Raw genomic sequence first — 23,842 nt, forward strand, 5'->3', positions numbered from 1 at the left:
ATTTCGTTTTTCGCATAAGAATCTGTCGCCAGCGCGACAGAACAGGCCCTTCCGATCAGTGACACTGCCGCCTCGATCTCCCCTGGCAGAGCCGGCAATGACAGAGCAGCCACGCAAGAAAATCACGCTGAATACCCTGAGGGCCAAGAAACAGCGCGGTGAGTTGATCACTTCCATCGGTGTCTACGACGCGCCGATGGCGCACATCGCCGACCGCGTCGGCTTCGACCTGCTGATCGTCGGCAATGCCGGGCCGATGTCGCTGCTCGGACACGAAGACCCGACCACGGTCAGCTTCGAGGAGCAATTGTTCCTGACGCGTGCGGTCAGCCGCAGCACCCGGTACGGACTGGTCGTCGGCCACCTGCCCTATCTGAGCTACCACGGGTCGAAGGCGCAGGCCATCGCCAGCGCGGGACGCATGGTTTCCGTCGGCGGCGCGCAAGCCGTCAAGTGCGAAGGCAACCGGTATACCGCGGAGTACGTGGCGGAGATCGTGCGGGCGGGCATTCCCGTGATGGGCCATATCGGCATGCAGGCTTCGCGGCGCACGGAGCAAAGCGGATTCGGCGTGAAGGGGAAAAGCGCCGAGGAAGCCCGGCACATCATAGACAGCGCGCAGGCGTTCATCGACGCGGGCGTGTTCGCCTTCATTCTCGAACAGGTCCCGGTCGAACCCGCCGCTTATCTGCAGGAGATTTCGCCGGTACCCATCATCACCCTCGGAGCGGGGCATCACGGAGACGGCATCTATCACATCAGTGGCGATGTGGTCGGTTACAGCGCGTTCCCCATTCCGCGCAATCGGGGTGCCTTCGTCAATGTCGGCCCGATCATCGAAGAGGGACTGACACGTTATCGGGATGAATGCCTGGCCGGCACGTATCCACGTGCGGAGCAGGCATTCCACATGCCGCCCGAGGAATTGCAGAAGTTTCGCCAGGGTTTGCCGGGCGAACGCTGAATCCGACTGTTACAGGAGATAGGAATGAAACGCTTGATGCATCGCACGCTGTTCATGGCCGGCGCGCTGGCCATTTCGGTGTCGCAGGTTGCGGCCGCCGACAACAAGTCCGTCAGTTGGGCCGAAATCGACGCGAAGGCCAAGCCGCTGAGCGGCCGGCCGGTCAACCTCAGCAGCAATTACTGGCTGGCCTGGACCGGCGCCTGGGACACGGTCATCCTGAAACAGCAGAAGCTGTGGCAGAAATGGCTGCCAGTGGGCAGCCAGGTGGAGTGGAAGCGCAACCTGCAAGGCCCCCCGGTCATCACCGATCTGGTCGCCAACAAGCAGCAGATCGGCTACATCGGCGACAACCCTTCCATTGTCGCCACGACCAAGCGCGATCTGGCGCCGATCAGCATCGTCGCGGTCAACACCACCTCCCCCGGACGCATGTGCGGCCTGGTGGTGGTCCGTGCCGACGCGCCGCCGTTCAAGGATTACCACGAGGCGGTCAAGTGGCTGGACGGCAAGCGCGTCGGGGTGCCCAAGGGGAGCTGCGCGGATCGCCTCGGCCAGCAGATGTTCGCCCGGGAGAACGTCACGGTGAACTGGCATCAGATGCAGGGCGAGGTGATCGTCAGCAGCCTGCAGGCCAACAAGCTGGATGCTGCCGTGCTGTACGAGCCGCACGTTTCCAAGGCGGTGTTCGACGGCTACGCGCGCTACGCCGTGGCGCCTGCCGGATACGGTGAGCAGGATGCCAACACCGTGCTGATGCGCCGCGATTTCATCGATGCCAACCGGGAGGCGGCGGTTGCCTGGCTGAAAGCCAACATCGAAGCGCTCTACTTCATGCGCGACCGGCCGGTCGACACCATCAACCTGGTCAAGCAGGAACTGCCCGAATACAGCCGTGAGAATCTCTGGTACGCACTGTACGGCAAGCTGCCGGACGGCGTCGGTGCGGCTCCGCAGGCATTGAAGGCCGACATGATCGTCAGCCCCGCGTCCCGTGCCCTGCTCGAGCGCGGACACGCCTTTCTGCGTGATCTGAAAGTGCATCAGGAGCAGGCGCTGGGCGAACAGGCGATCGACGATTCGCTGGTCGCCCAGGCGTTCCGCGAACTCGGGCTCGATCCCGCCCAGGGGCTGTTCGAACTGCAGGCCAGCGCAGACAACCCCTTCAAGGGCGACGACCTGCGCGTCGCCCCCGCGGCCCGCTGAGCGAAGTCCGCCATGCCTGGACAGCACGTCGCGCCCGCGCTGGACGACTACGACGAAAGGCTGGCCCGCTCCGCCGACTGGCCGCTCGCCGCGGGCGACTGGCGCGGCCGCCTGCGCCTGCTGTCCCGCTCGGCCAGGCTGCGGCGCGGTGTTCTGGGGCTGCTGGGCTTCGTCTCCCTGTGGTACCTGCTGACCGCCGTGGCCATCCCGCCGCGTTTCCATTTCATTCCCGACCCGCTGTACCTCTTCAGCGAATGGACGAGCCGCGAACCCTCGCACGGCGTGTCCCTGTACACCAGGGCGTACTACGAGCACATCGGCATCAGCATCCTGCGGGTCTATGCCGCCTTCGCCATCTCCGTGGCACTCGGAACGCCGCTGGGCATCCTGATGGGCTGGAGCACGTTCGCGCGCAACACGCTCGGCCCGGTGATCGAGTTGCTGCGCCCGGTACCGCCGCTGGCCTGGGTCCCGCTGGCGGTGCTGACCTTGCCGAGCGTGGAAAGCGCCGTCATCTTCGTCACCCTGCTCGCGGCCTTCTTCGCGACGGTACTCAATACATTTCTTGGCGTGCGCTCCATCCCGGCAACCTATCTGCGGGCAGCGGCCTGCCTGGGATATCGGCGCGCCGACGTGCTGTTCCGGGTGATCGTCCCGGGCTCGCTGCCAAGCATCTTCACCGGACTGCAGATCGCCATGGGGGTAGCGTGGTTCTCCCTGGTCGGCGGTGAAATGATCGCCGGCCGTTCCGGCCTGGGCTATCTGATCCTGGATGCCTACACGCAGCTCGTGCTGCCCAACATCTTCATCGGCATGATCACCCTAGGCACCCTCGGCTGGCTGTCCAGCGCGCTGATCCGCCGCCTGGGCGAGCGGCTGATGCGCTGGCAGGCGCACAGGACGGGAGGACACCCATGAGCCGGTTCTTCCCGCCATCGCTGCGGCTGGGCCATCCCGCCCTGTGGCAGGGCCTGCTCGGCATGCTGGTGTTCTTCGGCGCCTGGCAGTTGGCCAGGACCGCCGGCATGCTGGCATTCTTGCCCGGGCCGCTGGAGGTTGCGCGCAGCGTGCCGGGGGAGATCGCCCAGCAAGGTTTCGCGCAGTCCTGGCGATTCAGCACGCAGCGCGTTCTTCTCGGCTTTCTTGCCGCGGCCGTGCTGGCGATCGTGCTCGGCATCGCGCTGGGGGTCTCGCGGCGCTGGCACGATCTGCTTTTCCCGATCTTCGAGATCCTGCGGCCGATTCCGCCGCTGGCCTGGCTGCCGCTGTCGATCCTGTTCTGGCCGTCGACGGAAATGACCATGGTCTTCCTGACCTTCCTGGGCGCGTTCTTCCCGATCTTCCTCAACGTGCTGGCCGGCATCGAGCGCATCGACGAACGTTATATCCAGGCTGCCCGGTCGCTCGGCGGCCGCCGCCGCACGCTGTTCTGGCAGATCCTGGTCCCCGGCGCGCTCCCATCGCTGTTTACCGGCCTGTCGATCGCCATCGGCATCACCTGGGAGGTGGTCATTGCCGCCGAGATGGCGTCCGGGCAGAGCGGACTCGGCTATCTGACCTGGAATGCCTACATGAGCCATTCGCTGCCGGGCATCATCGTCGGCATGTTCTCGATCGGACTGGCGGGCATGCTGTCCAGCGCAGCCATGCTATGGCTCGGCCGGCGCGCCATGCCCTGGCGCACGCACTGAAGGAAACACCCATGACGCAGCATGCATCCAGCGGAACCGTGTCCATTCGCAACGCGGGCAAGACCTATGTTTCCCGGGGCCGCCAGGTCGTCGCCCTGGACGATTGCTCCATCGATATCCAGGCGGGCGAATTCTGCGCCATCGTCGGCCCTTCTGGCTGCGGCAAGAGCACCCTGCTCAACGCCATCGCCGGCTTCGACAGCCTGAGTGCCGGCGAGATCGTCCTCGACGAGCGCGTCATCAACGCGCCCGGCCTGCGCCTGCGGCCCGGCCCGGACCGCATCGTGGTGTTCCAGCACGACGCCCTGTTCCCCTGGGCGACGGTGCGCGAAAACCTGATCCGCGCGCCCATGCTGCAAGGTCGCCTGAGCGAGGCCGAAGCGCTCGCCAGGGCGCGCGAACTGTTGGCCCGGGTCGGCCTGGCAGACGTCGAAGGACTGTACCCCGGCGCCATGTCCTCGGGCATGTGCCGGCGGGTGGAAATGGTCCGCGCCCTGCTCAATGCGCCCCGCATCCTGCTGCTCGACGAACCTTTCCGCGGCATGGATGCGCTGACCAAGAGCGCCACGCACGATGCCCTGCTGGAACTGCACGCGAGCACCGGCGGGACCGTGCTTTTCATCACCCACGATCTGGAGGAGGCCATTTATCTGGCGGATCGGGTCCTGGTGATGACCAGCCGTCCGGGCCGTATCAAACGCGCTATCGAAGTGGACCTGCCACGTCCGCGCCATCGGCGGATGCTGACTTCCGGGCGCTTTCTGGCCCTTCACCACATTGCCGTCGAGGCCGTGCGCGAAGAGGCCGTCAGGGCCTTCGTTTCCGGTGAACGGGAGCTGGCATGAGCGCCACCGCCCGGCCGCCCGAAGGGGGCGCTCATCCTCCCGCGGGGAGGATGTCACGCAGTGACAGGAGGGTAGTCCAGTGAGCGCCGGGATGGCCGCCGCCCGGACCGATGGTCACACCCGCCTGGACGGCGTCGGCAAGGTGTTCGCCCGCGCCGGGCGGGCGGACGTGGTACTGCGGGATTGCAGCCTGGAGCTGCTGCCCGGCCGCTTGAACGTGCTGATCGGCCCTTCCGGCTGCGGCAAGAGCACGCTGGCCAAGCTGATTGCCGGCTATCTCCCGCCCAGCGTCGGGCAAGTCAGTGTGGACGGTGTCGCGGTCACCGGCCCCAGCGCCGAGCGTCTGATGGTCTTCCAGGAAACCGCGCTGTTCCCCTGGATGACCCTGCTCGACAACGTGGCCTTCGGTCCCCGGCAAGCCGGCGTCAGCCCCGGCGAAGCGAAGGAAAGGGCACGGAAGTTCCTGGCCAGGGTCGGCTTGCAGGGCTTCGATCGCCGCTACCCGGAACAGTTGTCCGGCGGCATGCAGCGACGCGCCGAAGTGGCCCGCGCGCTGATCAACCGGCCCCGCCTGCTGCTGCTCGACGAACCGTTCCGTGGCCTGGACCATCTGTCGCGCGGCTTGATGCAGGCGTATTTCCTGGACCTGTTCGAAGAGGACCGGCCGACCACGCTGTTCGTCACCTCGGAGGTGGACGAAGCGGTCTTGCTGGCCGACCGGGTGATCGTCCTGACGCACAAGCCGACCACGCAAAGGACGGTCGTCGAGGTGCCGCTGCCCAGGCCGCGAACGGCCGGGATGCTCGAACTGGAACAGGCGGTGCGGATCAAGCGGCAGTTGCTCGATCTACTGCACGAGGAATCCGGCAAAGCCTTTGCGGCGCCCGCACCGCGTTCCGCAGCTTGATGGCGGAGCGCGGCAACCACTTGGCCCGCGCGCTGGCCGGGGAACGGTTCGCGTGGCTGCTGGAATGCATTCCGGCAGCCGGGCGGCGGCCCGAAGCGGACTACGGAGCGCTGATCGGCCCCCGCGGCGCTCCGGACTGGCTGAGCGCGTTCGCGGTGACCGACCGCGTCCTGAGTCCGCAGGACCCTGATCCGCTGCCGATCGCCGGGCGGCTGCTGCAGGCGAGCGGACGCCAGCCGCTGCTGCACTTCGCCGGCAAGGATCGCGAGCTGGCAGAGCTGCGCGATCGAGTCCGGACCATGCAGCAGATGGGCCTGCGCAATCTGCTGCTGCTCAGCGGCGACCGCCTGCCCGGACACGGCCACGGCAAGCGCATCCGCTACCTGGAATCGGTGGCGGCCGTGGCGGCCGTGCGGCGCTGGCAACCGGACTGGCTGCTGGGCGTAGCGGTCAACCCGTTCAAGTACCGCGAGGAAGATGGCATGCTCCAGTACCTGAAGCTGTCCAAGAAACTGCGCGCGGGCGCCAGCTTCGCGATCACGCAGGTGGGCTTCGATCCGGACAAGCATGTCGAGGCCCTCGGCTGGATGGCCGACAGCCCCCTGCGCCGGCCGCTGCTGGCCTGCGTCATGCCCCTGTCCGCGGCGCGCGCGCGCCATCTGCGGCGATATCCGGTGCCAGGCATCACGGTCAGCGACAGCCTGCTTGCACTGCTCGAAGAAGACGCCCGACGCCAGCCGGACGGCGGCCGCGCCCGCGTGCTGCACCGCCTGGCATTGCAGATCGTCCATCTGCGCCGGCTCGGCTACGCCGGCATCCAGTTGACGGGCATCCGCAACGCCATGGATCTGCAAGCACTGGCCGACAGCGTTGATGCGCTCGCGCGGGACTGCGCCGACCAGGCGGCATGGGAAAGCGCCTGGCGGGACCACTGGTGCCGCGCCGACGGCACGCCGGCCGATCCCCGGCCGCCCGGAGAATGCTGGCGGCCGGGGCAGGGCACGGTTCGGGCCAGCCCGCGGGAACGCTATCGCTATCGCGTGTTCGCCGCCACGCATGCGCTGCTGTTCCAACGCGGTCCGCTGGCGGCCGCCTTCGCCTGGACGATGCGCGCCGCCTGCGCGCAGCCGGGCACCATGGCACGAGGGCTGGAACGTCTCGAACGTGCCGTCAAGCATCCCTTGCTGGGTTGCGAGACTTGCGGCCAATGCCGGCTGGCGAGCACGCAGTTCGTGTGCCCGGAGACCTGTCCCAAGGGGCTGGCCAACGGCGCGTGCGGCGGCACTACGCAGAACCGTTGCGAGTTCGGCGAGCAGGAATGCATCCACAGCGTCCGCTACCGGATCGCCAAGGAGACGGGCGCATTGAACGAACTGGAGAGCGTGCTGGTTCCGGCCATACCCGCGGAAACCCGGCATTCATCTTCCTGGCCGGCCTGGTTCATCCGCCAGGAACCCCATGTCCGGATACTCGACGCCTCCGCCCCCGGTACGTCCATCGACACGGCGGGCGCCCCGACGTGCCCGCACTACGGCCCGGACGCGTAGCGCCGCCGCACACCGGCGGCGGGCGATGGCCGTTCCATGCGCGGCTCTCCCGGTCCGAACGCTGGCCGCTCCACCTGCAAGGCCATGCCGCCCCCGACGCCCGATCCACGCCTCATGCGTGGCAAAATCGGCCGCAGCCGAACAAGAGCACACACCACCCATACCAGAGGACCCACCCCATGCCCTGTTACGAAATCGACGGCCTGAAGCCCGTCATCCACCCCACCGCCTTCGTGCATCCCGACGCCGTGCTGATCGGCGACGTGATCGTCGGGCCGCGCTGCTACGTGGCGCCGCTGGCCTCGCTGCGCGGCGACTTCGGCCGCATCGTGCTGGAGGAAGGCTGCAACATCCAGGACACCTGCGTGATGCACGGCTTTCCGGGTACCGACACGGTGATCGGGCAGGACGGGCACGTCGGCCACGGCGCGGTGCTGCACGGCTGCCGCATCGGCCGCAATGCGCTGGTGGGCATGAACGCGGTGGTGATGGACAACGCGGTGGTGGGCGAGGAGTGCATCGTCGCGGCCTGCGCCTTCGTCAAGGCGGGCGTGGAGATTCCGCCGCGCAAGCTGGTGGCGGGCATGCCGGCCAAGGTGGTGCGCGACCTCTCGGAGCAGGAGGTGGCATGGAAGAGCGACGGTACCCGCACCTACCAGGAGCTGACCGAGCGCTGCCTCGCCACGCTGAAGCCGTGCGAGCCGCTCGCCGAGATGGAGCCCGGCCGCAAGCGCTTCGAATTCCCCGGCGTGGTGCCGCTGGTGGAGGCGAAGAAGGAAGGCAAGGCTTGAGCGGACGCGGCAACCTGTTCGCCGCGCTGCCGCCGCCGGGTGCGGAAGAGCGGTTCGACACGCTGCTCGATCATCCGGCGGCGCGCATCGAACGCATCGCGTCGTTCGGCCACGCCAGTCCGCCGGGCTTCTGGTACGACCAGCCGGGAGACGAGTGGGTGATGCTGGCGGCGGGCCGCGCCACGCTCGTCCTCGAACATGCGGACGGAGATCGCGAGACCCTGGCGCTGGCGGCGGGAGACTGGGTCTTCATTCCGGCGCATCGCCGCCATCGGGTCGAATCGACGAGTAACGACGCCATCTGGCTGGCGGTGCATCCCGGGAAAACATGAAGCGGAAACGGCGCGGCTGAAGGCTCGCGACACGGCAGGTCTGGCGGCGGGGGATGCGCGGAGCGGACGAGCACTGCTCGAGTCCCGAGCGCAGCGAGGTCGAGTTGCGCAGGACGCGGAGCGCATCCCCCGCCGCCAGACCGGACGAAGCCCCACCCAACCGGATTCGAGGCGCCAAGGCCCGCTCAGCCCACCTGGCAGGCCAGCCCCTTGAGGTATTCGCCTTCGGGCACCGCCAGCCCGATCGGGTGGTCCGGCGCGGCCGACAGGCGGTAGATGATGCGCGCATCGACCCCGGCGTCGATGGCGGCGCCGGCGACGATCTTCTGGAACAGTTCGAGGCCGATGCCGCCGGAACAGGAATAGCTCATCAGGATGCCGCCCGGCTCCAGCAGGCGGAAGCCGAACAGGTTGATGTCCTTGTAGGCGCGCGCGGCACGCTCGGCATGCGCGGCGGAAGGCGCGAACTTGGGCGGATCGAGCACGATCAGGCCGAAGCGGCGGCCTTCGTCCTTCAGCGCGCGCAGGGCCTTGAACACGTCCGCTTCGTGCCATTCGGCGCGGCCGGCGTCGAGTTGCGGGTTGAGCGAGAGGTTGCGGCGGGCGGAATCCAGCGCCGGGCCGGAGGAATCGATCGACAGCACCGATTTCGCGCCGCCGGCCAGCGCCTGCAGCGAAAAGCCGCCGGTATAGCAGAAGCAGTTGAGCACGTCGCGCCCGGCGGCAAGCCGGCCGGTGAGCAGGCGGTTGTCGCGCTGGTCGAGGTAGAAGCCGGTCTTGTGCCCGCTTTCGACGTCGACCTCCATGCGCACGCCGTTCTCGACGATGGTGAGCGTGCCCGCCGGCAGTTCGCCATGCACGCAGCCGGTGCGCGGCGCCAGCCCTTCGAGCCCGCGCACTTCCGAATCGGAGCGCTCGAACACCGCGGCGCAGCCGGTGGCCTGCACCAGGCCGGCGACGATGGCCTCGCGCCACTTGTCGGCGCCCGCGCTGGTGAGTTGCAGCACCACCACCGCGCCGTAGCGGTCGGCGATGACACCGGGCAGTCCGTCGGATTCGCCGTGGATCAGGCGCACGCCCTCCTGCCCCTGCAGCGCCGGGATCGACGCGCGGCGCGCCACCGAGGCGGCCACCGCGCGCTTGAAGAAGGCGTGGTCGATCGCCGCGTCGGCATCGAAGCTCCACACCCGCGCGCGGATCTGGGATTCCGGCGACCACGCCGCCCGCGCCAGCGGCTTGCCGTCGGCCGACACCACGGTGACGGTGTCGCCCGGCCGCGCACGGCCGTCGAGGCGTTCGACCGAGCCGGCGAAGATCCAGGGATGGCGGCGGAACAGCGAGCGTTCCTTGCCGGGGGTGAGGATGAGCCGGGCCATGGGCGTTCCGGGCGAGATCGCGGCGGTCAGCCGGCCAGCCGCCGGTAGACGCCGCCGTGGTAGATCAGCGGCGGCCGTTCCTCGCGGTCGAAGCTCACCACTTCGCCGATGAAGACGATGTGGTCGCCGCCCGGGTGGCGCACCGTGTTGCGGCACACGAAGCGCGCGCAGCAGCCGGTCAGCAGCGGCACGCCGCCCTCGCCCCGCTCCACTTCGAGGCCGGCGAAACGGTCGTCGACACGGCTGGCGAAGCGGTTCGACAGCGCCTCCTGGTCGGCGGCGAGCACGTTGATGGCGTAGTATTCGCAGCCTTCGAAGGGCAGACGCAGCGAAGCGTCGCGGGCCAGGCTCCAGACGACCAGCGGCGGATCGAGCGAGACGGAATTGAACGAGTTCGCCGTCAGGCCGAGCGGCACGCCGTCGGGGGTGCGCGTCGTGACGACGGTGATGCCGGTGGCGAACATGCCCAGCGCATCGCGGAAGCGGCGCGCGGCATCCTCGCCGGAAAAAGTCTGCTGGGACATCGGACGGTTCGGCGCCGCGGCACGGGCCGCGGCAGGAAGATGGAAACGAGGCCCCGGATTATGGCGGCAGCCGCCGGCAGCGTCGAGTGCCCGCCCGGGCTGCGGTGCCGGACACAGGAAACGGACAACACATGAGCGAATTCGCACGCAGGCTCGTCGCATGGCAGCGCGAGCACGGCCGCCACGATCTGCCCTGGCAGGGCGGCCGCGACCCCTATCGCATCTGGCTGTCGGAAATCATGCTGCAGCAGACGCAGGTGGAGACGGTCATCCCCTACTACCACCGCTTTCTCGAACGCTTTCCGGACGTCGCCGCCCTGGCCGCCGCGCCGGTGGAAGACGTGATGGCGCTGTGGAGCGGGCTGGGCTACTACGCCCGCGCGCGCAACCTGCACCGCGCGGCGCAGCAGGTGGTCGAGCGCCATGGCGGGCGGTTCCCGCACAGCGCGGCGGAAATCGGGACGCTGCCCGGCATCGGCCGTTCGACCGCGGCGGCCATCGCCGCCTTCGCCTACGACGAGCGCGCCGCCATCCTCGACGGCAACGTCAAGCGGGTGCTGTGCCGGGCGTTCGGCATCGAGGGCTTCCCGGGCGGGAAGGCGGTGGAGAACCAGCTGTGGGCGCTGGCCGAATCGCTGTTGCCCGAGCGCGGCACCGGCCCCTACATCCAGGCGCAGATGGACCTCGGCGCCACCGTATGCACGCGCGGCAGGCCCGCCTGCGGCCGCTGCCCGCTGCAGGACGACTGTGTGGCGCGGCGCGACGGCCGCACCGCCGAACTGCCGGCGGCACGGCCGAGGAAGGCGGTGCCGCGGCGCAGCGTACGGGTGGCTGTGATCCTGCATGGCGACCGGGTGCTGCTGGAACGCCGCCCGCCCGCCGGCATCTGGGGCGGGCTGCTGGCGCTGCCCGAGATCCCCGAACAGGTCGGCGACGTGGCGGCGTGGGCGGACGCCGCCCTCGGCGTCGAGTGCGAAGAGGCCCTGCCGCTGGCGCCGCTGACGCACGCCTTCACCCACTTCGTGCTCGACATGCAGCCGCTGCGGCTGGACGCATCGCGCGTGGCGGCACAGGCGATGGAGCCCGGCCATGGCTGGCAGCCGCTATCGGCGCTGGCCGGCGCGGCGCTGCCGGCACCGGTGCGGCGCATTCTCGACGCGCTGGCCGCGCCGGATCTCTTCAGCGGTTGAGCGGGGCGTCCGGATCTTCCGGCAGCAGCCCGAGTTCGTACAGCGCCTGGTGGACGAATTCGAGCCGTTCGAGCGCATCGTCCATCTCCAGCAGGCGCTGCTTGGCCTCGGGCTTGAGCGGCAGCCACTCGGCATAGCGGGCGCCGACCCATCCGGCGTCGTCGTAGCGGTGGGGCTCGGCGACGTGGCCGCCGCCGTACTTGCCGATCAGCCGCTCGAGCAATGGCGCCACCTCGGCCAGATGCGGCGGGACCGGCTGCGCCGGCGGCTCGTCCAGCCAGCGCACGAGGCCGGTCATCAGGCCATCCTGCTCGACCTCGTGGTCGATCACGCGGAAACGCCGGCGGCCGCGCACGACGATCTCCACCACGCCGTTGCGCAGATGGTCGGCGCTGACGATCTGCGCCTCGGTGCCGAGCAGATAGGGCACGGCCGGCGCGCCGACCTCCTGCCCGGCGGCGATCAGGCACACGCCGAAGGTGCCGTGCCCCTTCAGGCATTGCGCGATCATGCGCCGGTAGCGCGGCTCGAAGATGCGCAGCGGCAGGCTGCCTTCGGGAAACAGCGCGGTGCCGAGCGGAAACAGCGGAATACGGGTGGTGTCGTTCATTGCGCCGCTCCCTCGTCGCCCCAGCGCGCCATCAGCCGGTGCGGCACGCCGAGCTGGTCGAGCACGCGGGCGACGACGAAATCGACGAGGTCCTGCACGGTCTGCGGATGGTGGTAGAAGCCGGGATTGGGCGGCAGGATGCAGACGCCGAGGCGGGCGAGCTTGAGCATGTTTTCGAGATGGATGGCCGAATACGGCGTTTCGCGCGGCACCAGCACGAGCTTGCGGCCTTCCTTGATGACGACGTCGGCGGCACGCTCGATGAGGCTCCGGCTGAGGCCGCCGGCAACGGCGGCGAGCGTGGCCATGGTGCAGGGGCAGACGACCATCGCGTCGGGCGGGTTGGAGCCGGAGGCCGGCGGTGCGAACCATTCCTCGCGGCCGAACACGCGCAACTGGCCAGGCACGGCCTCGAAACGCGCCGACAGCTCGGCCTCGACGTCGGCGGGCCGGCCGGGCAGGTTCCAGGCCATTTCCTGCCGCGCCACGACCTGCGCCACCTGCGAATACAGCAGCCACACGCGGCAGCCGCCCCGGATCAGGCATTCGACCAGCCGCACGCCATAAGGCAGGCCGGAGGCGCCGGTGAAGGCGACGGTGATGGTGCGTGTCTGGCCGTTGATCATGGTGATTCGGTAGATGGGAGAGGTTTCGCTCGGGCAGGGTACTCCATCGGGGCGCCACAGGGATATTGGCTCGGGCAGATCGGACCGGCGCCGCTTCATCGCTGCAGGTGCCTCCATGCGCCGCGCGGGGTGTCCGCTCCAGCGGCTGCGGAACTCGCTCGCTGCGCTCGCTCGGACAGTCCTCGCCGCTTCCGCGGACACCCCGCACGACGCAACGCAGCGGCTATCGAAAGGCCCGAAAAACCGCCGCGCAAGCGACGGGCGGGACATTCCTGGAGCCGGCGAGGACTGTCCGAGCCGAGCGCAGCGAAGGCGAGTTCCGCAGCCGGCGGAAGGAATGTCCCGCCCGGCGCGAATTAGCACCCCGTATCACGGGGCACCGCCAACCACAGCGTTCCCACGAACGATGAAACCGGTTACTTCAAGTAATCCGAAATCAGCTCCCATTTCCCGTTCCGGATCTGCGCCAGCCGCCCGTAGCGGTTGCCGAGGTGGTCCGTCGGACTGAAGCGGTACTCGGGGCTGCCGAAATAATCGCGGGTGAAGTCCATGCGCTCCAGCGTACGGGCGAAGCCGTCGATGGTGAGCCGAGGGCCGGCGGCCTCTGCGGTGCGCACGAACATGTCGGCCAGCGTATAGCCCATCACGCTCCAGACGTTGGGATCGGCGTCGTAGCGCTGGCGGTAGCGCCGGATCCAGTCGGCGAGCTGGCGGTTCGCGCCTTCGGCGTAGGGATGGGGCAGCACGCTGACGCCGTACAGCCCCTCGACCGCCTCGCCGCCCAGTTCGTGCGTCTGCGCGGAATAGCCGGACGCGGTGACCAGCATGTCCGCCTTCCAGCCTGTCCTGCGCGCCTCGCTCATCGCCGCCACGGTCTCGCGCACCACGGTGGCGAGCACGACGAAATCGCAGCCGGCGCCGCGCAGACGCGCGATCTGGCTGGACAGGTCGGTGGCGCCGCGCTTGTAGCTGGTCTTCTCGGCCAGCGGCCGGCCGAGCTTGCCGAGCGCGGCTTCGACGCCCTTCATCACCTCGAGGCCGTAGTCGTCGTCCTGGTACAGCAGGCAGGTGTGCCGGTAGCCGCGGGTCTGCACCATGTGGCGGGTGGCCGCCTCCATGTAGGTCCGGTAGGGCGCGAAGTTCTGGAACTTGAGCGGATGCAGCGGCAGATAGGTGGATTCGTGCGGCGAGAACGGGAACAGGTGCAGGCGGCCGGCATCGACGATGACCGGCATCGACGCCATCACCACCGGCGTGCCCATGTCTGCGATGAAGGCGAAGGCCCCGTCGCGCTGCACCAGCTTGCGCGCGGCGAGCACCGCGCGCTTGGGGTCGTAGCCGGAGTCCTCGACCACCAGGCGGATCCTGCGGCCATGCACGCCGCCGGCGGCATTGGCCTCGTCGAAGCGCATCAGCATGCCGTCGCGCACCGGCACGCCGAGCAAGGCGATCGGGCCGGACAGGTCGGACACGGTGCCGACGACGATCTCGCGGTCGGTCACGCCGGGCGCAGCGGCGTGGGAAAGGGACGGGAGGGCGCCCGCGACGACGGCGAACACGAACTGGCGAAACAGGTTCATCGGTGGGAATCCCGGGCGGACGATCTTCGAACCGCTTTATACCCCAACCCGGAGATCCCGCCGGGAAGCCGGGCCGGATGCGCCTGCCCCTCGCGCGGGGCGGGCACGGGAAATCAGCAGGCGCCCTTCCTGGCCAGGCCCGGCGGGCAGCCGTAGGGGTGGCGATGGCGGCGGTCGTGGTAGTAGCGGCGATCGTGGCGACGTTCCTCGTAGCGCACCACCTCGCGCTCGCGGACACGCCCGCGCCCGCGATCCCGGCCGGCATCGTTGCCGATCGCGGCGCCGACGCCGCCCCCGAGCGCGCCGCCGATCACCGCGCCATCGCTGCCGCCGATCGCCTGGCCCACGGCCGCACCGACGCCTCCGCCGATCGCTCCGCCGAGCACCGTCGATGCATCGGCATGGGCGCCTCCGGCGAGCGCGAGGCAGAAGACGGCGGGGAGCAGCTTGTCGAGTTTCATTTTCGCTTTCCTGAGTGATTTGGGTCGGCGGGATCGTAGTGGGCGACCTTGCCGCCCGTCCAATCCAGACTGTCTGAAATTGTTGCCGGCCCGCCGCTCACCCCCGGCCGGCGATGCCGCCGGGCCGCAGCAGCACGACGGCCACGATCACCGCGCCGAACAGCACCGTCTCCAGCCCGGCGGCGCGCGCGGCGCCGCCGGGAAGCACATCGCGCAGCACCGCGATCGCCTGCGGGATGGCGACGACGACCAGCGCGCCCCACGCCGCACCGGCCAGGTGCCGGGCACCGCCGATGAAGGCGAGCATCAGCAGTTCGAACGAGAACATCAGGCCGAACTGTTCCGGGCTGATGAAGCCGATCCAGTGCGCATACAGGGCGCCGGCGAGGCCCGACAGCCCGCCGCCGACGGCGAAGGCCAGCATCTTGGCGCGCGCCGGGGCGATGCCGCAGGCGTCGGCAGCCGCTTCGTCCTCCCGCACTGCGCGCCATGCGCGGCCGATGCGCGAGGCGAGCAGGCGCGCGCACAGCAGCATGGCGCCGAGCAGCGCCGCGGTGCTGACCGCGGCCTGGGCCGCCGGGGTGTCGACCGTCCGCCCGGCAAGCCGCAGCGCCGGCACGGCGAGGCCGGCGGCACCGTGCGTGACGGGCTCCCAGCGCACCAGCGCCTCCTCGACGATGAGGGCGAAGGCCAGCGTGCTCATGCCGAAGTACAACCCGCCGAGCCGGCGCGCCGGCAGGCTGGCGAGCACGCCGCTGCCGGCGGCGACCGCCACCGCGGCCGGCAGGGCGAGCAGCGGCGACGCGCCCGCGGCAACGAGCAGCGCCTCGGCATAGGCCCCCAGCCCCACCAGCGCCGCCTGCCCGAGCGCGATCTGGCCAGCCTGGCCGACCACCACGACGACGCCCAGTCCGGCCAGCGCATAGGTGGCGACCAGGGTCGCCTGGCTCAGCGCGTGGTCCGCACCGAAAGCCAAGATCGCCACGGCGAGCAACGCCGGCCACGGCAGGGCGGCGCGCATGCGCGGCATGCCCGTCATCGCCCCCGCCCCTGCGCACCGGCGCCGAAGCCGGCCGGAAACAGCAGCAGCGCCAGCATCAGCAGCGCATAGGGCACGACGTCCTTGACGCCTTCGGGCAGCGCCAGCCCGGCCAGGGCTTCGGCCACGCCGAGGAAGATGCCGGCGGCGAGCGCGCCCGGCAGGCTGGTGAGCCCGCCCAGCACCGCCGCCGGAAAAGCCTTCAGCGCGATCAGGCCCATGTTCAGGTGGATGAAGGTGACGGGCGCCAGCAGCAGGCCGGCGAGCGCGGCGAGCCCGGCGCCGAGCGCCCATGCCAGCGTGTGCATGCGCGCCACCGGCACGCCCATCAGCGCGGCGCTGCGCGCATCCTCGGACAGCGCGCGCAGCGCGAGCCCGGTGCGGGTGGCGCGGAAGAACAGCGCCAGCAGCGCGGCGACCAGCATGGTGGCGGCGATCACCAGCAACTGCCCGGCGGCCAGGGTCAGCGGCCCGAGCCGCACGGCATCGGCGGCGATGGGCAGGCGGTGCGTCTCCTGCGCGGCGGCCGGCACCGACGCAACGGCGCCGCGCAGCATCAGGCCCAGGCCGAAGGTCAGCAGCACCGCGACGAGGTGCGGCCGGCCGACGGCGCGGCGCAACGCAATGCGCTCGAAGGCCGCGCCGAGCAGGGCGGTGCCGGCCACCGCCGCGGCCGCCGCGGCCGCGAGCGGCCAGCCGGCTCCCAGGTGCAGGCCCAGCGCGGCGAAGGCGCCGGTCATCAACAGTTCGCCCTGCATGAAGCTGACGGTTTCCGTCGCCTTGTAGATCAGCACGAAGGACAGCGCGACCAGGCCATAGACGCAGCCGAGCGCGATGCCGCTGATCAGGACCTGGGCGACGGCGAGCATGCGGGCGGAAAAGGCGGCCCGGCTCAGCGCGCCACGGCGGCACTCGGCGGCAGTGCGCAGGCGGCACGATACTCGTCCGCGAGCCGGTCGACGAGGGCCTCGACCGCCGGGACGTCGTGGATGGTCGCCACGCCGTGGCCCGCGCTCCACACGTCGCGCCAGGCGCGCGCCTCGTCGGACATGTCGTGCAGCCTGCCCTTGCCCGCGCCGGCCGCAAGTGCCGCGCGGTCGTAGCCGGCCTTTTCCAGGCTGGGCCACAGGAAGTTGGCGTTGGTGCCCGAGATGGCGTCGGTATACACGACGTCGGCCGCGCCGCAATCGACGATCATCTGCTTGTAGGCGGCCGGCGCCATGGATTCCCGCGTGGCGATGAAGCGCGTGCCCATGTAGGCGAAATCGGCGCCGAGCACTTCCACCGCGCGGATCGCGGCACCGTCGGAGATGCTGCCGGCGGCGACCAGTACGCCGTCCCAGAACTCGCGGATCTCGCGGATCAGGCTTACCACGCCCTGCCCGCCGGCATGGCCGCCCGCCCCGCCGGCGACGGCGATGATGCCGTCCACGCCGGCACCGATCGCCTTTCTCGCGTGGTAGGCATGGATCACGTCGGAGAACACCAGCCCGCCGTAGGCATGCACCGCCTTCACCACCTCGCCCGGATGGCCGAGGCTGGTGATGACGATGGGCACGCGGTGGCGCACGACGGTGGCGAGGTCTTCCTGCAGGCGCTCGTTGGAGGCGTGCAGGATCAGGTTCACGCCGTGCGGCGCGCATGGCGCCTCGGGGTGCTCGCGCCGCCGGCGTTCGAGCGCGGCATCGATCCCGCCCAGCCAGGTGTCGAGCTGGACGGCCGGCCGCGCATTGAGCGCCGGGAAGGTCCCCGCCACGCCGGCCTGGCAGGCGGCGATCACCAGTTCGGGGCCCGACACCAGGAACATCGGCGCGGCGATCGCCGGTACCCGGAACCTGCCGTGCAGGGAGGAAGGAATGGCCATGTCGTCTCCGTGTCTCGGTTCGTGGGCGGCGTGCGCAGTGGCGGCGGAGCGAATTCTGGCACAGGGCCGGCGCCGCAGGCCGGCGCGCACCTTCGCGGGCCGCGCCGGGATGGCCGCGCCGCGGCTGCCGCCCTCTGTCAATTGATGCAGTGCGGCGTTAAGATGCGCCGCGTATCGCCCCTGCAGCCGGGCTTGACGACATCCGGCAGCCGATCCCCAAACAAATAATGCTCGCCCCCAAGGAGTCGCCTATGAGCTTCGTTCAGGAATTCAAGGAATTCGCCATGCGCGGCAACGTCATCGATCTCGCCGTGGGCGTGATCATCGGCGGAGCCTTCGGCAAGATCGTCGATTCGCTGGTGAAGGACGTCGTGATGCCGATCGTCGGCATGCTGGTGGGCGGGGTCGATTTCGGCAACCTGTACATCAATCTCGGCAGTACCGCCTACGACACGCTGGAAGCGGCGGAGAAGGCCGGCGCGCCGCTCATCAAGTACGGCATCTTCATCAACAGCATCATCAATTTCCTGATCATCGCCTTCGCGATCTTCGTTGCGATCAAGGCCATCAACAAGCTCAAGCGCGCCGAACCGCCGGCCCCGGAACCGGAACCCGCACCGGAGCCGGAGGACGTCAAGCTGCTGCGCGAGATCCGCGACGCCCTGCAGCAGCGCGGCTGAAGCCGGCGGCGGCCCGCCCTGTCGCGGCGCCGTCCCCGAAACCAGAAGCCCGGCCATCGCAGCCCTAGGACACGATGGGCGGGCTTCCTGCATCGTCCGGGAGCATGCCGGCCCGGCTCTGGATAGCCTCCCACCACTGCGCCGCACCCTTCCCGAAGGCGGCGGAGCGCCCTGCGGGCAGCCGGACGTGAGCGCTCAGGCTTGATCGCCCACGTAGGGGTTGCGCCGGCGCTCGTCGCCGAAGGTCGAGGTCGGGCCGTGGCCGGGGATGAAGACGATGTCGTCGCCGAGCGGAAACAGCTTGTTGCGGATCGAGCGGATCAGCGTCTGGTGATCGCCGCGCGGGAAGTCGGTGCGTCCGATGGAGCCGGCGAACAGCACGTCGCCGACGATGGCGAGGCGGGCATCGGCGTGCACGAACACGACGTGGCCCGGGGTGTGGCCGGGCGTGTGGATCACCCGCAGCGTCTCCTCGCCGACCGTGACCGTGTCGCCGTCTTCGAGCCAGCGGTCGGGCTCGAAGGACTCGACGTCGGGAAAGCCGAACATCTTGCTCTGCTGCGGCATGCCGTCGATCCAGAAGCGGTCTTCCCGCTGCGGCCCTTCGACCGGCACGCCCAGTTCGCGTGCGAGTTTCGCCGTGCCGCCGGCGTGGTCGATATGGCCGTGGGTGATCAGGATCTTCTCGATCGTGACGCCCAGCTTCTTCGCCGCCGCGAGGATGCGGTCGAGATCGCCGCCCGGATCGACGACCGCCGCCTTCTTCGTCCTGTCGCACCACACGATGCTGCAGTTCTGCTCGAAGGGCGTCACCGGGACGATGCTGGCCTGGATCATCGGCTGAGGCTCCTGGACGGAATGGGGAGGCGCCAGTCTAACCGATCGGCGGCGCCCTCTCCGCGCCGCCCGGGAGTGCGTGCCGCGGCGCCTGGGCCCGGCCGCCAATGAAAACGCCCGTCCGGCGGCCGGGCCGCGGGACGGGTGCAAAGGCGAAACGCGCCCGCGGGCGCGCCGCGGCCGGGATCAGATCACGCCCTGGGCGAGCATGGCTTCGGCAACCTTGACGAAGCCGGCGACGTTGGCGCCGTCGGCGTAACTCACCGAGCCGTCGTCGCGCTTGCCGTACTTCAGGCAGGCGGCGTGGATGCCGAGCATGATCTCCTGCAGGCGGGCGTCGACCTCGTCGCGCGTCCACGACAGGCGCATCGCGTTCTGACTCATCTCCAGGCCCGACGTGGCCACGCCGCCGGCGTTGCTCGCCTTGCCCGGCGCATACAGCACGCCGTGGTGCTCGAAGATCTTCACCGCCTCGACCGTGCTGGGCATGTTGGCGCCCTCGGCGACCGCGACCACGCCGTTCTTCACCAGCGTGGCGGCATCGTCGGCGTCGAGTTCGTTCTGCGTGGCGCACGGCAGCGCCACCTGCACCGGCACGTGCCACGGACGCACACCCGGCTCGAAGCGGGCGCCGACGCGCTCCGCGTACTCGGAAACGCGGCCGTAGTAGTGGTTCTTGATCTCCATCAGCACGGCCAGCTTCTCGGTGGTGAAGCCTTCCTCGTCGACCACCGTGCCGCTGGAGTCGGAGCAGGTGATCGGCCTGGCGCCGAACTGCATCAGTTTTTCGATCGCATACTGCGCGACGTTGCCGGAACCGGAGACGGACACGCGCATGCCCGCGAGATCGCGGCCGGCGTGCTCGAGCATGGCCTTGGCGAAGTACACCGTGCCGTAGCCGGTGGATTCCGGACGGATCAGCGAACCGCCGAAGGTCAGGCCCTTGCCGGTGAACACGCAGGCGGCGTTGTTGGACAGCTTCTTCATCATGCCGGCCATGTAGCCGACCTCGCGGCCGCCCACGCCGATGTCGCCGGCGGGCACGTCGGTGTCGGGGCCGACGTGGCGATACAGCTCGCTCATGAAAGCCTGGCAGAAGCGCATCACCTCGCCGGGGCTGCGGCCCTTCGGGTCGAAATCGGAACCGCCCTTGCCGCCGCCCATCGGCAGCGTGGTCAGTGCGTTCTTGAAGGTCTGCTCGAAAGCGAGGAACTTCAGGATGGACAGGTTCACCGACGGATGGAAGCGCAGGCCGCCCTTGTACGGCCCGATGGCGGAGCTGTGCTGGATGCGGTAGCCGCGGTTCACATGCACCTCGCCCTTGTCGTCCACCCACGACACGCGGAACATGATCACGCGCTCGGGTTCGATCAGGCGGTCGAGCAGCGAATGCTCTGCGTAGCGGGGATTGGCGGAGATGAAGGGCCAGAGGCTGTCCATCACCTCGCCGACGGCCTGCAGGTATTCCGGCTGGCCGGGGTTGCGCTGCTCGACATAGGCCAGGAATTCAGCCAGGGACTGGTATTTCATGGTGCTCGAACCTTTGTAGACAGATCTCGACGCGGCGCGCCTCGGCGGCATCGCCGCCGCCCAGCGTGACCGCCGGACGGCGCATCAGCACGCGCTCGGCCGGGATGCCAGCGGCGACGAGGGCGCTGCGCACCGACACGGCACGATTCTTCGCGACCTCGGCATTGATCGCCGCGCCGCCGGTTTCATCGTGGTAGCCCGACAGCAGGGCGCGCTTGCCCGGCTCGGCCTGCAGCGCGGCGACGACGGTGGCGATGCTGGCGGCGGCATCGGCCGGCAGCTCGGTCTGGCCGAGGCCGAAATAGACCTTGGCGAGCGCCTCGCCCACCTCTTCCACCTCCGCGAACTCGGCGCCGGCAGGGGCCGCCGCCACCACCGGGGCCGACGGGGCCGCCGAGCGCATCTTGAAGACGCCGAGACCGATGACGAAGGCAATCACCAGGGCGATGATGCCGAACAGTACGCCCATGACGACATTGAGTTCGCCGTCTTCCTGATCGAACATGTTTTGGCTCCAGATTCTCAGGGTTATCCCGCATCCGCAGGGTCGGCGCGCAGTTTAGCGGAAAGACGACACGCCGTTGAGGCTTTTGCGCCCGCGACGGCACCGCCGGAGCCTGCGCATGCTATTCGTGCACGTGGACCCGGCCGGCGTATCCCTCTATCCTGAGTGCGCCGGGGTTCGCACCGTCACTTCGTCACGTCATTTCCGTCAGGAGGAAGACATGGGACTTTTCGCGTTCATCAAGGAAGCTGGTGAAAAACTTTTCGGCAGCGGGGAAGCGCATGCCGCTGGTACCGACGCCGCCGCCAATGCCAAGGCCGGCGAGGCGATCAAGAACTACATCGTCGCGCTGAACCTGGCGCCGGCGGATCTGGCCGTGGCCTTCGACGGCACCAACTCCACCGTGGCGGTGTCCGGCACCGCGCCGGACCAGGCCACCAAGGAGAAGATCCTGCTCGCGGCGGGCAACGTCGCCGGCGTCAGCCAGGTCAGCGACCAGATGACGGTCGCCGCCGCAGCGGCCGAGGCGCGTTTCCACACCGTGGCGCGCGGCGACACGCTGTCGGCGATCGCCAAGCAGTATTACGGCAACGCCAACAAGTACCCGGTCATCTTCGAGGCCAACAAGCCGATGCTCAGCCATCCGGACAAGATCTATCCGGGCCAGGTGCTGCGCATCCCGGCCGAGGATTGACGCGTCCCCGGCCCGGACCCGTTGCGCGGTCCGGGTCGGGAAGCCGGGCGGGCGGAGGTGGTTGAAGCCGGCGCGCACCGTGCGCTAGGCTTCACCCCTTCGCCCGCCGTTCGTTCGGGCCTCCTTCTTCACGCTCTCCACGCGCCGGATCTCCCATGGCCCGCATCAAGATCGAAGTGCCGGAATCGCTGCCGTTCTCCACCGAACTGCCGCTCTACATCGGCCACATGAACCACGGCAACCACCTCGACAACGCCCGCCTGTTGTCGCTGGTCTCCGAAGCACGGGTGCGCTGGCTGCAATCCATGGGCTACCGGGAACTGGACGTCGAGGGCCTGGGCATCCTCGTTGCCGACGCGGCGCTGCAGTACCTGTCCGAAGCCTTCCACGGCGAGACCATGGCGGTCGAAATGGGCGCCGACGATTTCAACAAGTACGGCTGCGACGTGGTCTGGCGCATGCGCGACAAGGCCAGCGGGCGCGAAGTGGCGCGCGGCAAGACCGGCATCGTGTTCTTCGACTACGGTGCACGCAGGATCGCCCCCATGCCCGAGGTCTTCCGCCGCCGCTGCGCCGCGGCATGAACGTCCCCGGCCGTCCGGAAGAAACGCCCGCCACGCCGCGGGAAGGGTGGAGCAGGGGTTTCGCGGAGCATGGCGCCGTATCTGCGGATTGCTCCGGGCGGCCGCGCGTCGCGGTCGTCGGAGGCGGACCGGCCGGCCTGATGGCCGCCGAGGTGCTGGCCGGCACGGCCGAGGTCACCGTCCTCGACGCCATGCCCTCCGTCGGACGCAAGTTCCTGCTCGCCGGCCGCGGCGGCCTGAACCTGACGCATTCCGAACCGCGCGAACCTTTCCTGTCCCGCTACGGACCGCGCCGCGAAGCGCTGGAAACGCTGATCGACGCGTTCGACGCCGATGCGCTGCGGGCGTGGGCGCATGCGCTGGGGGTGTCCACCTTCGTCGGCAGTTCGGGCCGCGTGTTTCCGCACGAGATGAAGGCGGCGCCGTTGCTGCGCGCATGGCTCGCCCGGCTGCGCGCGCATGGCGTGCATTTCGCCGTACGCCACCGCTGGCTGGGCTGGGATCGCGGCACGAGCGACGCGAAGCGGCCCGCGACGGCACTGCGCTTTGCCACGCCGGAGGGCGAGCGGCGCATCGACGCCGACGCCGTGGTTCTCGCCCTCGGCGGCGGCAGTTGGGCGAAGCTGGGCTCGGACGGCGCCTGGGTGCCGATCCTGCGCGCCCGCGGCATCGCGGTGACCGGGCTCGCGCCCGCCAACTGCGGCTTCGACGTCGCCGCCGGCGGAGCGGACGGCCGCGGCTGGAGCGCCCACCTGCTGGCACGCCACCTCGGCGAACCGCTCAAGTCGGTCGCCGCCCGCGTCACCGACGCCGACGGCCGCCTGCACGAGCGCGCCGGCGAATGCATGATTTCCACCACCGGCATCGAGGGCGGGCTGATCTACGCGCTGTCGGCGCCGCTGCGCGACACGATCGCCGCGCGCGGCGAGGCGGTGCTCGAACTCGACCTCGCACCCGGCCGCAGCGCGGAACGCCTCGCCGCCGAGCTTGCACGCCCGCGCGGCAGCCGCTCGATGGCCAGCCACCTGCAGGGCCAGGCCGGCATCAAGGGATTGAAGGCGGCGCTGCTGCGGGAATGCCTGCCGGCGGAGGATTTCGCCGACCCGGCGCGGCTCGCCGCCGGCATCAAGGCGCTGCCGCTGCGCCTCGTCGCCCCGCGTCCGCTGGACGAGGCGATCAGCAGTGCCGGCGGCGTCCGGTTCGACGAACTGGACGGGCGCCTGATGCTGCGCGCGCTGCCCGGCGTCTTCGTCGCCGGCGAAATGCTGGACTGGGAAGCGCCGACCGGCGGCTACCTGCTTACCGCCTGCTTTGCCAGCGGCCGGGCGGCCGGGCTCGGCGCACTCGACTGGCTGCGGGCGGGCGCGGAGCGCTGACCGCGCGCGCCTGGCGCACGGCATCCGCGCCTGCGGCGGCACGCCTTAGAATCGGGGCTCCGCCGTGTCCCGAAATGTCCGGA

25 protein-coding genes and 1 pseudogene are annotated in these 23,842 nt (G+C 69.7%); 14 read left to right on the forward strand and 12 right to left on the reverse strand.

Features of this window, described 5'->3' with window-relative positions:
• The first annotated feature begins 97 nt into the window (after positions 1-97).
• The 9 genes from CCZ27_RS17965 to CCZ27_RS18005 all read left to right on the forward strand — a co-directional run bounded on the left by CCZ27_RS17965 (position 98) and on the right by CCZ27_RS18005 (position 8,283).
• Positions 98-964, forward strand: coding sequence for a 3-methyl-2-oxobutanoate hydroxymethyltransferase (locus tag CCZ27_RS17965; RefSeq protein ID WP_096450493.1), 867 nt, complete (start codon positions 98-100; stop codon positions 962-964).
• Positions 965-988: 24 nt separating this feature from the next.
• The gene (locus tag CCZ27_RS17970; protein WP_096450495.1) at positions 989-2,170 is read left to right on the forward strand and encodes an ABC transporter substrate-binding protein; all 1,182 of its coding nucleotides are present in this window, start codon (positions 989-991) and stop codon (positions 2,168-2,170) included.
• A gap of 12 nt (positions 2,171-2,182) precedes the next feature.
• Positions 2,183-3,088 (forward strand): ABC transporter permease, encoded by a 906-nt coding sequence (locus CCZ27_RS17975; protein ID WP_096450497.1) that lies wholly within the window; start codon positions 2,183-2,185, stop codon positions 3,086-3,088.
• Positions 3,085-3,861 carry an ABC transporter permease gene (locus tag CCZ27_RS17980; RefSeq protein ID WP_096450500.1) on the forward strand — a complete coding sequence of 259 codons (777 nt, stop codon included), beginning with the start codon at positions 3,085-3,087 and terminating at the stop codon, positions 3,859-3,861. The genes CCZ27_RS17975 and CCZ27_RS17980 overlap by 4 nt, the downstream gene beginning before the upstream one ends.
• Positions 3,862-3,872: 11 nt before the next feature.
• Complete coding sequence (locus CCZ27_RS17985) at positions 3,873-4,706, forward strand: ABC transporter ATP-binding protein (RefSeq protein ID WP_096452760.1); 834 nt, start codon at positions 3,873-3,875, stop codon at positions 4,704-4,706.
• Positions 4,707-4,797: 91 nt separating this feature from the next.
• A complete protein-coding gene (locus CCZ27_RS17990; protein WP_096450502.1) occupies positions 4,798-5,613 on the forward strand; it encodes an ABC transporter ATP-binding protein in 816 nt (271 codons plus the stop codon).
• A 20-nt stretch (positions 5,614-5,633) separates the two neighbouring features.
• Complete coding sequence (locus tag CCZ27_RS17995; protein WP_198363173.1) at positions 5,634-7,160, forward strand: methylenetetrahydrofolate reductase C-terminal domain-containing protein; 1,527 nt, start codon at positions 5,634-5,636, stop codon at positions 7,158-7,160.
• A 179-nt stretch (positions 7,161-7,339) separates the two neighbouring features.
• The gene (gene paaY / locus CCZ27_RS18000) at positions 7,340-7,951 is read left to right on the forward strand and encodes a phenylacetic acid degradation protein PaaY (RefSeq protein WP_096450506.1); all 612 of its coding nucleotides are present in this window, start codon (positions 7,340-7,342) and stop codon (positions 7,949-7,951) included.
• Positions 7,948-8,283 (forward strand): cupin domain-containing protein, encoded by a 336-nt coding sequence (locus CCZ27_RS18005; protein ID WP_096450508.1) that lies wholly within the window; start codon positions 7,948-7,950, stop codon positions 8,281-8,283. The genes paaY and CCZ27_RS18005 overlap by 4 nt, the downstream gene beginning before the upstream one ends.
• Before the next feature lie 185 nt (positions 8,284-8,468).
• Here the strand turns inward: CCZ27_RS18005 and CCZ27_RS18010 are convergent, their stop codons facing one another.
• Together CCZ27_RS18010 and CCZ27_RS18015 are read right to left on the reverse strand one after the other, a co-directional pair.
• Positions 8,469-9,659 (reverse strand): class I SAM-dependent rRNA methyltransferase, encoded by a 1,191-nt coding sequence (locus CCZ27_RS18010; protein ID WP_096450510.1) that lies wholly within the window; start codon positions 9,657-9,659, stop codon positions 8,469-8,471.
• A 26-nt stretch (positions 9,660-9,685) separates the two neighbouring features.
• Positions 9,686-10,183 (reverse strand): flavin reductase family protein, encoded by a 498-nt coding sequence (locus CCZ27_RS18015; protein WP_096450512.1) that lies wholly within the window; start codon positions 10,181-10,183, stop codon positions 9,686-9,688.
• Positions 10,184-10,314: 131 nt separating this feature from the next.
• Between CCZ27_RS18015 and mutY the strand changes: the two genes are divergently transcribed.
• A complete protein-coding gene (gene mutY, locus CCZ27_RS18020; RefSeq protein ID WP_096450514.1) occupies positions 10,315-11,373 on the forward strand; it encodes an A/G-specific adenine glycosylase in 1,059 nt (352 codons plus the stop codon).
• Here the strand turns inward: mutY and CCZ27_RS18025 are convergent.
• The 7 genes from CCZ27_RS18025 to CCZ27_RS18055 form a co-directional block, all read right to left on the reverse strand.
• The gene (locus CCZ27_RS18025) at positions 11,363-11,983 is read right to left on the reverse strand and encodes an LON peptidase substrate-binding domain-containing protein (protein WP_096450516.1); all 621 of its coding nucleotides are present in this window, start codon (positions 11,981-11,983) and stop codon (positions 11,363-11,365) included. The two genes, mutY and CCZ27_RS18025, sit on opposite strands and share 11 nt — an antisense overlap.
• Positions 11,980-12,609 (reverse strand): flavin prenyltransferase UbiX, encoded by a 630-nt coding sequence (locus tag CCZ27_RS18030; RefSeq protein ID WP_096450518.1) that lies wholly within the window; start codon positions 12,607-12,609, stop codon positions 11,980-11,982. Before CCZ27_RS18030 ends, CCZ27_RS18025 begins: the two co-directional genes overlap by 4 nt.
• Before the next feature lie 416 nt (positions 12,610-13,025).
• Positions 13,026-14,189, reverse strand: a complete 1,164-nt coding sequence (locus tag CCZ27_RS18035; protein ID WP_096450520.1) for an ABC transporter substrate-binding protein — start codon at positions 14,187-14,189, stop codon at positions 13,026-13,028.
• A gap of 113 nt (positions 14,190-14,302) precedes the next feature.
• Positions 14,303-14,650 carry a YMGG-like glycine zipper-containing protein gene (locus tag CCZ27_RS18040; protein ID WP_096450522.1) on the reverse strand — a complete coding sequence of 116 codons (348 nt, stop codon included), beginning with the start codon at positions 14,648-14,650 and terminating at the stop codon, positions 14,303-14,305.
• A 97-nt stretch (positions 14,651-14,747) separates the two neighbouring features.
• Positions 14,748-15,680 (reverse strand): branched-chain amino acid ABC transporter permease, encoded by a 933-nt coding sequence (locus CCZ27_RS18045; protein ID WP_385961077.1) that lies wholly within the window; start codon positions 15,678-15,680, stop codon positions 14,748-14,750.
• A 5-nt stretch (positions 15,681-15,685) separates the two neighbouring features.
• The gene (locus CCZ27_RS18050; RefSeq protein WP_096450526.1) at positions 15,686-16,558 is read right to left on the reverse strand and encodes a branched-chain amino acid ABC transporter permease; all 873 of its coding nucleotides are present in this window, start codon (positions 16,556-16,558) and stop codon (positions 15,686-15,688) included.
• Positions 16,559-16,581: 23 nt separating this feature from the next.
• The gene (locus tag CCZ27_RS18055) at positions 16,582-17,553 is read right to left on the reverse strand and encodes an NAD(P)H-dependent flavin oxidoreductase (RefSeq protein WP_096450528.1); all 972 of its coding nucleotides are present in this window, start codon (positions 17,551-17,553) and stop codon (positions 16,582-16,584) included.
• Positions 17,554-17,804: 251 nt separating this feature from the next.
• On the opposite strand from CCZ27_RS18055, the gene mscL reads away from it, so the two are divergent.
• Positions 17,805-18,233: a large conductance mechanosensitive channel protein MscL gene (gene mscL / locus CCZ27_RS18060; protein ID WP_096450530.1), complete on the forward strand. Its 429-nt coding sequence runs from the start codon at positions 17,805-17,807 to the stop codon at positions 18,231-18,233.
• Between the two features lie 195 nt (positions 18,234-18,428).
• On the opposite strand, the gene CCZ27_RS18065 is transcribed toward mscL, so the two are convergent.
• From CCZ27_RS18065 to CCZ27_RS18075, 3 genes are all read right to left on the reverse strand, one after another.
• Positions 18,429-19,070: an MBL fold metallo-hydrolase gene (locus tag CCZ27_RS18065; RefSeq protein ID WP_096450532.1), complete on the reverse strand. Its 642-nt coding sequence runs from the start codon at positions 19,068-19,070 to the stop codon at positions 18,429-18,431.
• Positions 19,071-19,256: 186 nt separating this feature from the next.
• Entirely contained in the window at positions 19,257-20,600 is a 1,344-nt protein-coding gene (gene gdhA / locus CCZ27_RS18070) for an NADP-specific glutamate dehydrogenase (RefSeq protein ID WP_096450534.1), read from the reverse strand.
• A complete protein-coding gene (locus tag CCZ27_RS18075; RefSeq protein ID WP_096450536.1) occupies positions 20,578-21,105 on the reverse strand; it encodes an OmpA family protein in 528 nt (175 codons plus the stop codon). Before CCZ27_RS18075 ends, gdhA begins: the two co-directional genes overlap by 23 nt.
• A gap of 220 nt (positions 21,106-21,325) precedes the next feature.
• Between CCZ27_RS18075 and lysM the strand changes: the two genes are divergently transcribed.
• The 3 genes and pseudogenes from lysM to CCZ27_RS18090 form a co-directional block, all read left to right on the forward strand.
• Positions 21,326-21,799, forward strand: coding sequence for a peptidoglycan-binding protein LysM (gene lysM, locus CCZ27_RS18080; RefSeq protein WP_096450538.1), 474 nt, complete (start codon positions 21,326-21,328; stop codon positions 21,797-21,799).
• Between the two features lie 155 nt (positions 21,800-21,954).
• Positions 21,955-22,383: an acyl-CoA thioesterase gene (locus CCZ27_RS18085; RefSeq protein ID WP_096450540.1), complete on the forward strand. Its 429-nt coding sequence runs from the start codon at positions 21,955-21,957 to the stop codon at positions 22,381-22,383.
• Positions 22,384-22,487: 104 nt separating this feature from the next.
• Positions 22,488-23,759: pseudogene (locus tag CCZ27_RS18090) on the forward strand (TIGR03862 family flavoprotein); the annotation flags it as partial.
• Positions 23,760-23,842: the final 83 nt, after the last annotated feature.

Origin of the sequence: Thauera sp. K11, assembly GCF_002354895.1 — a bacterium.
Classification (GTDB): domain Bacteria; phylum Pseudomonadota; class Gammaproteobacteria; order Burkholderiales; family Rhodocyclaceae; genus Thauera; species Thauera sinica.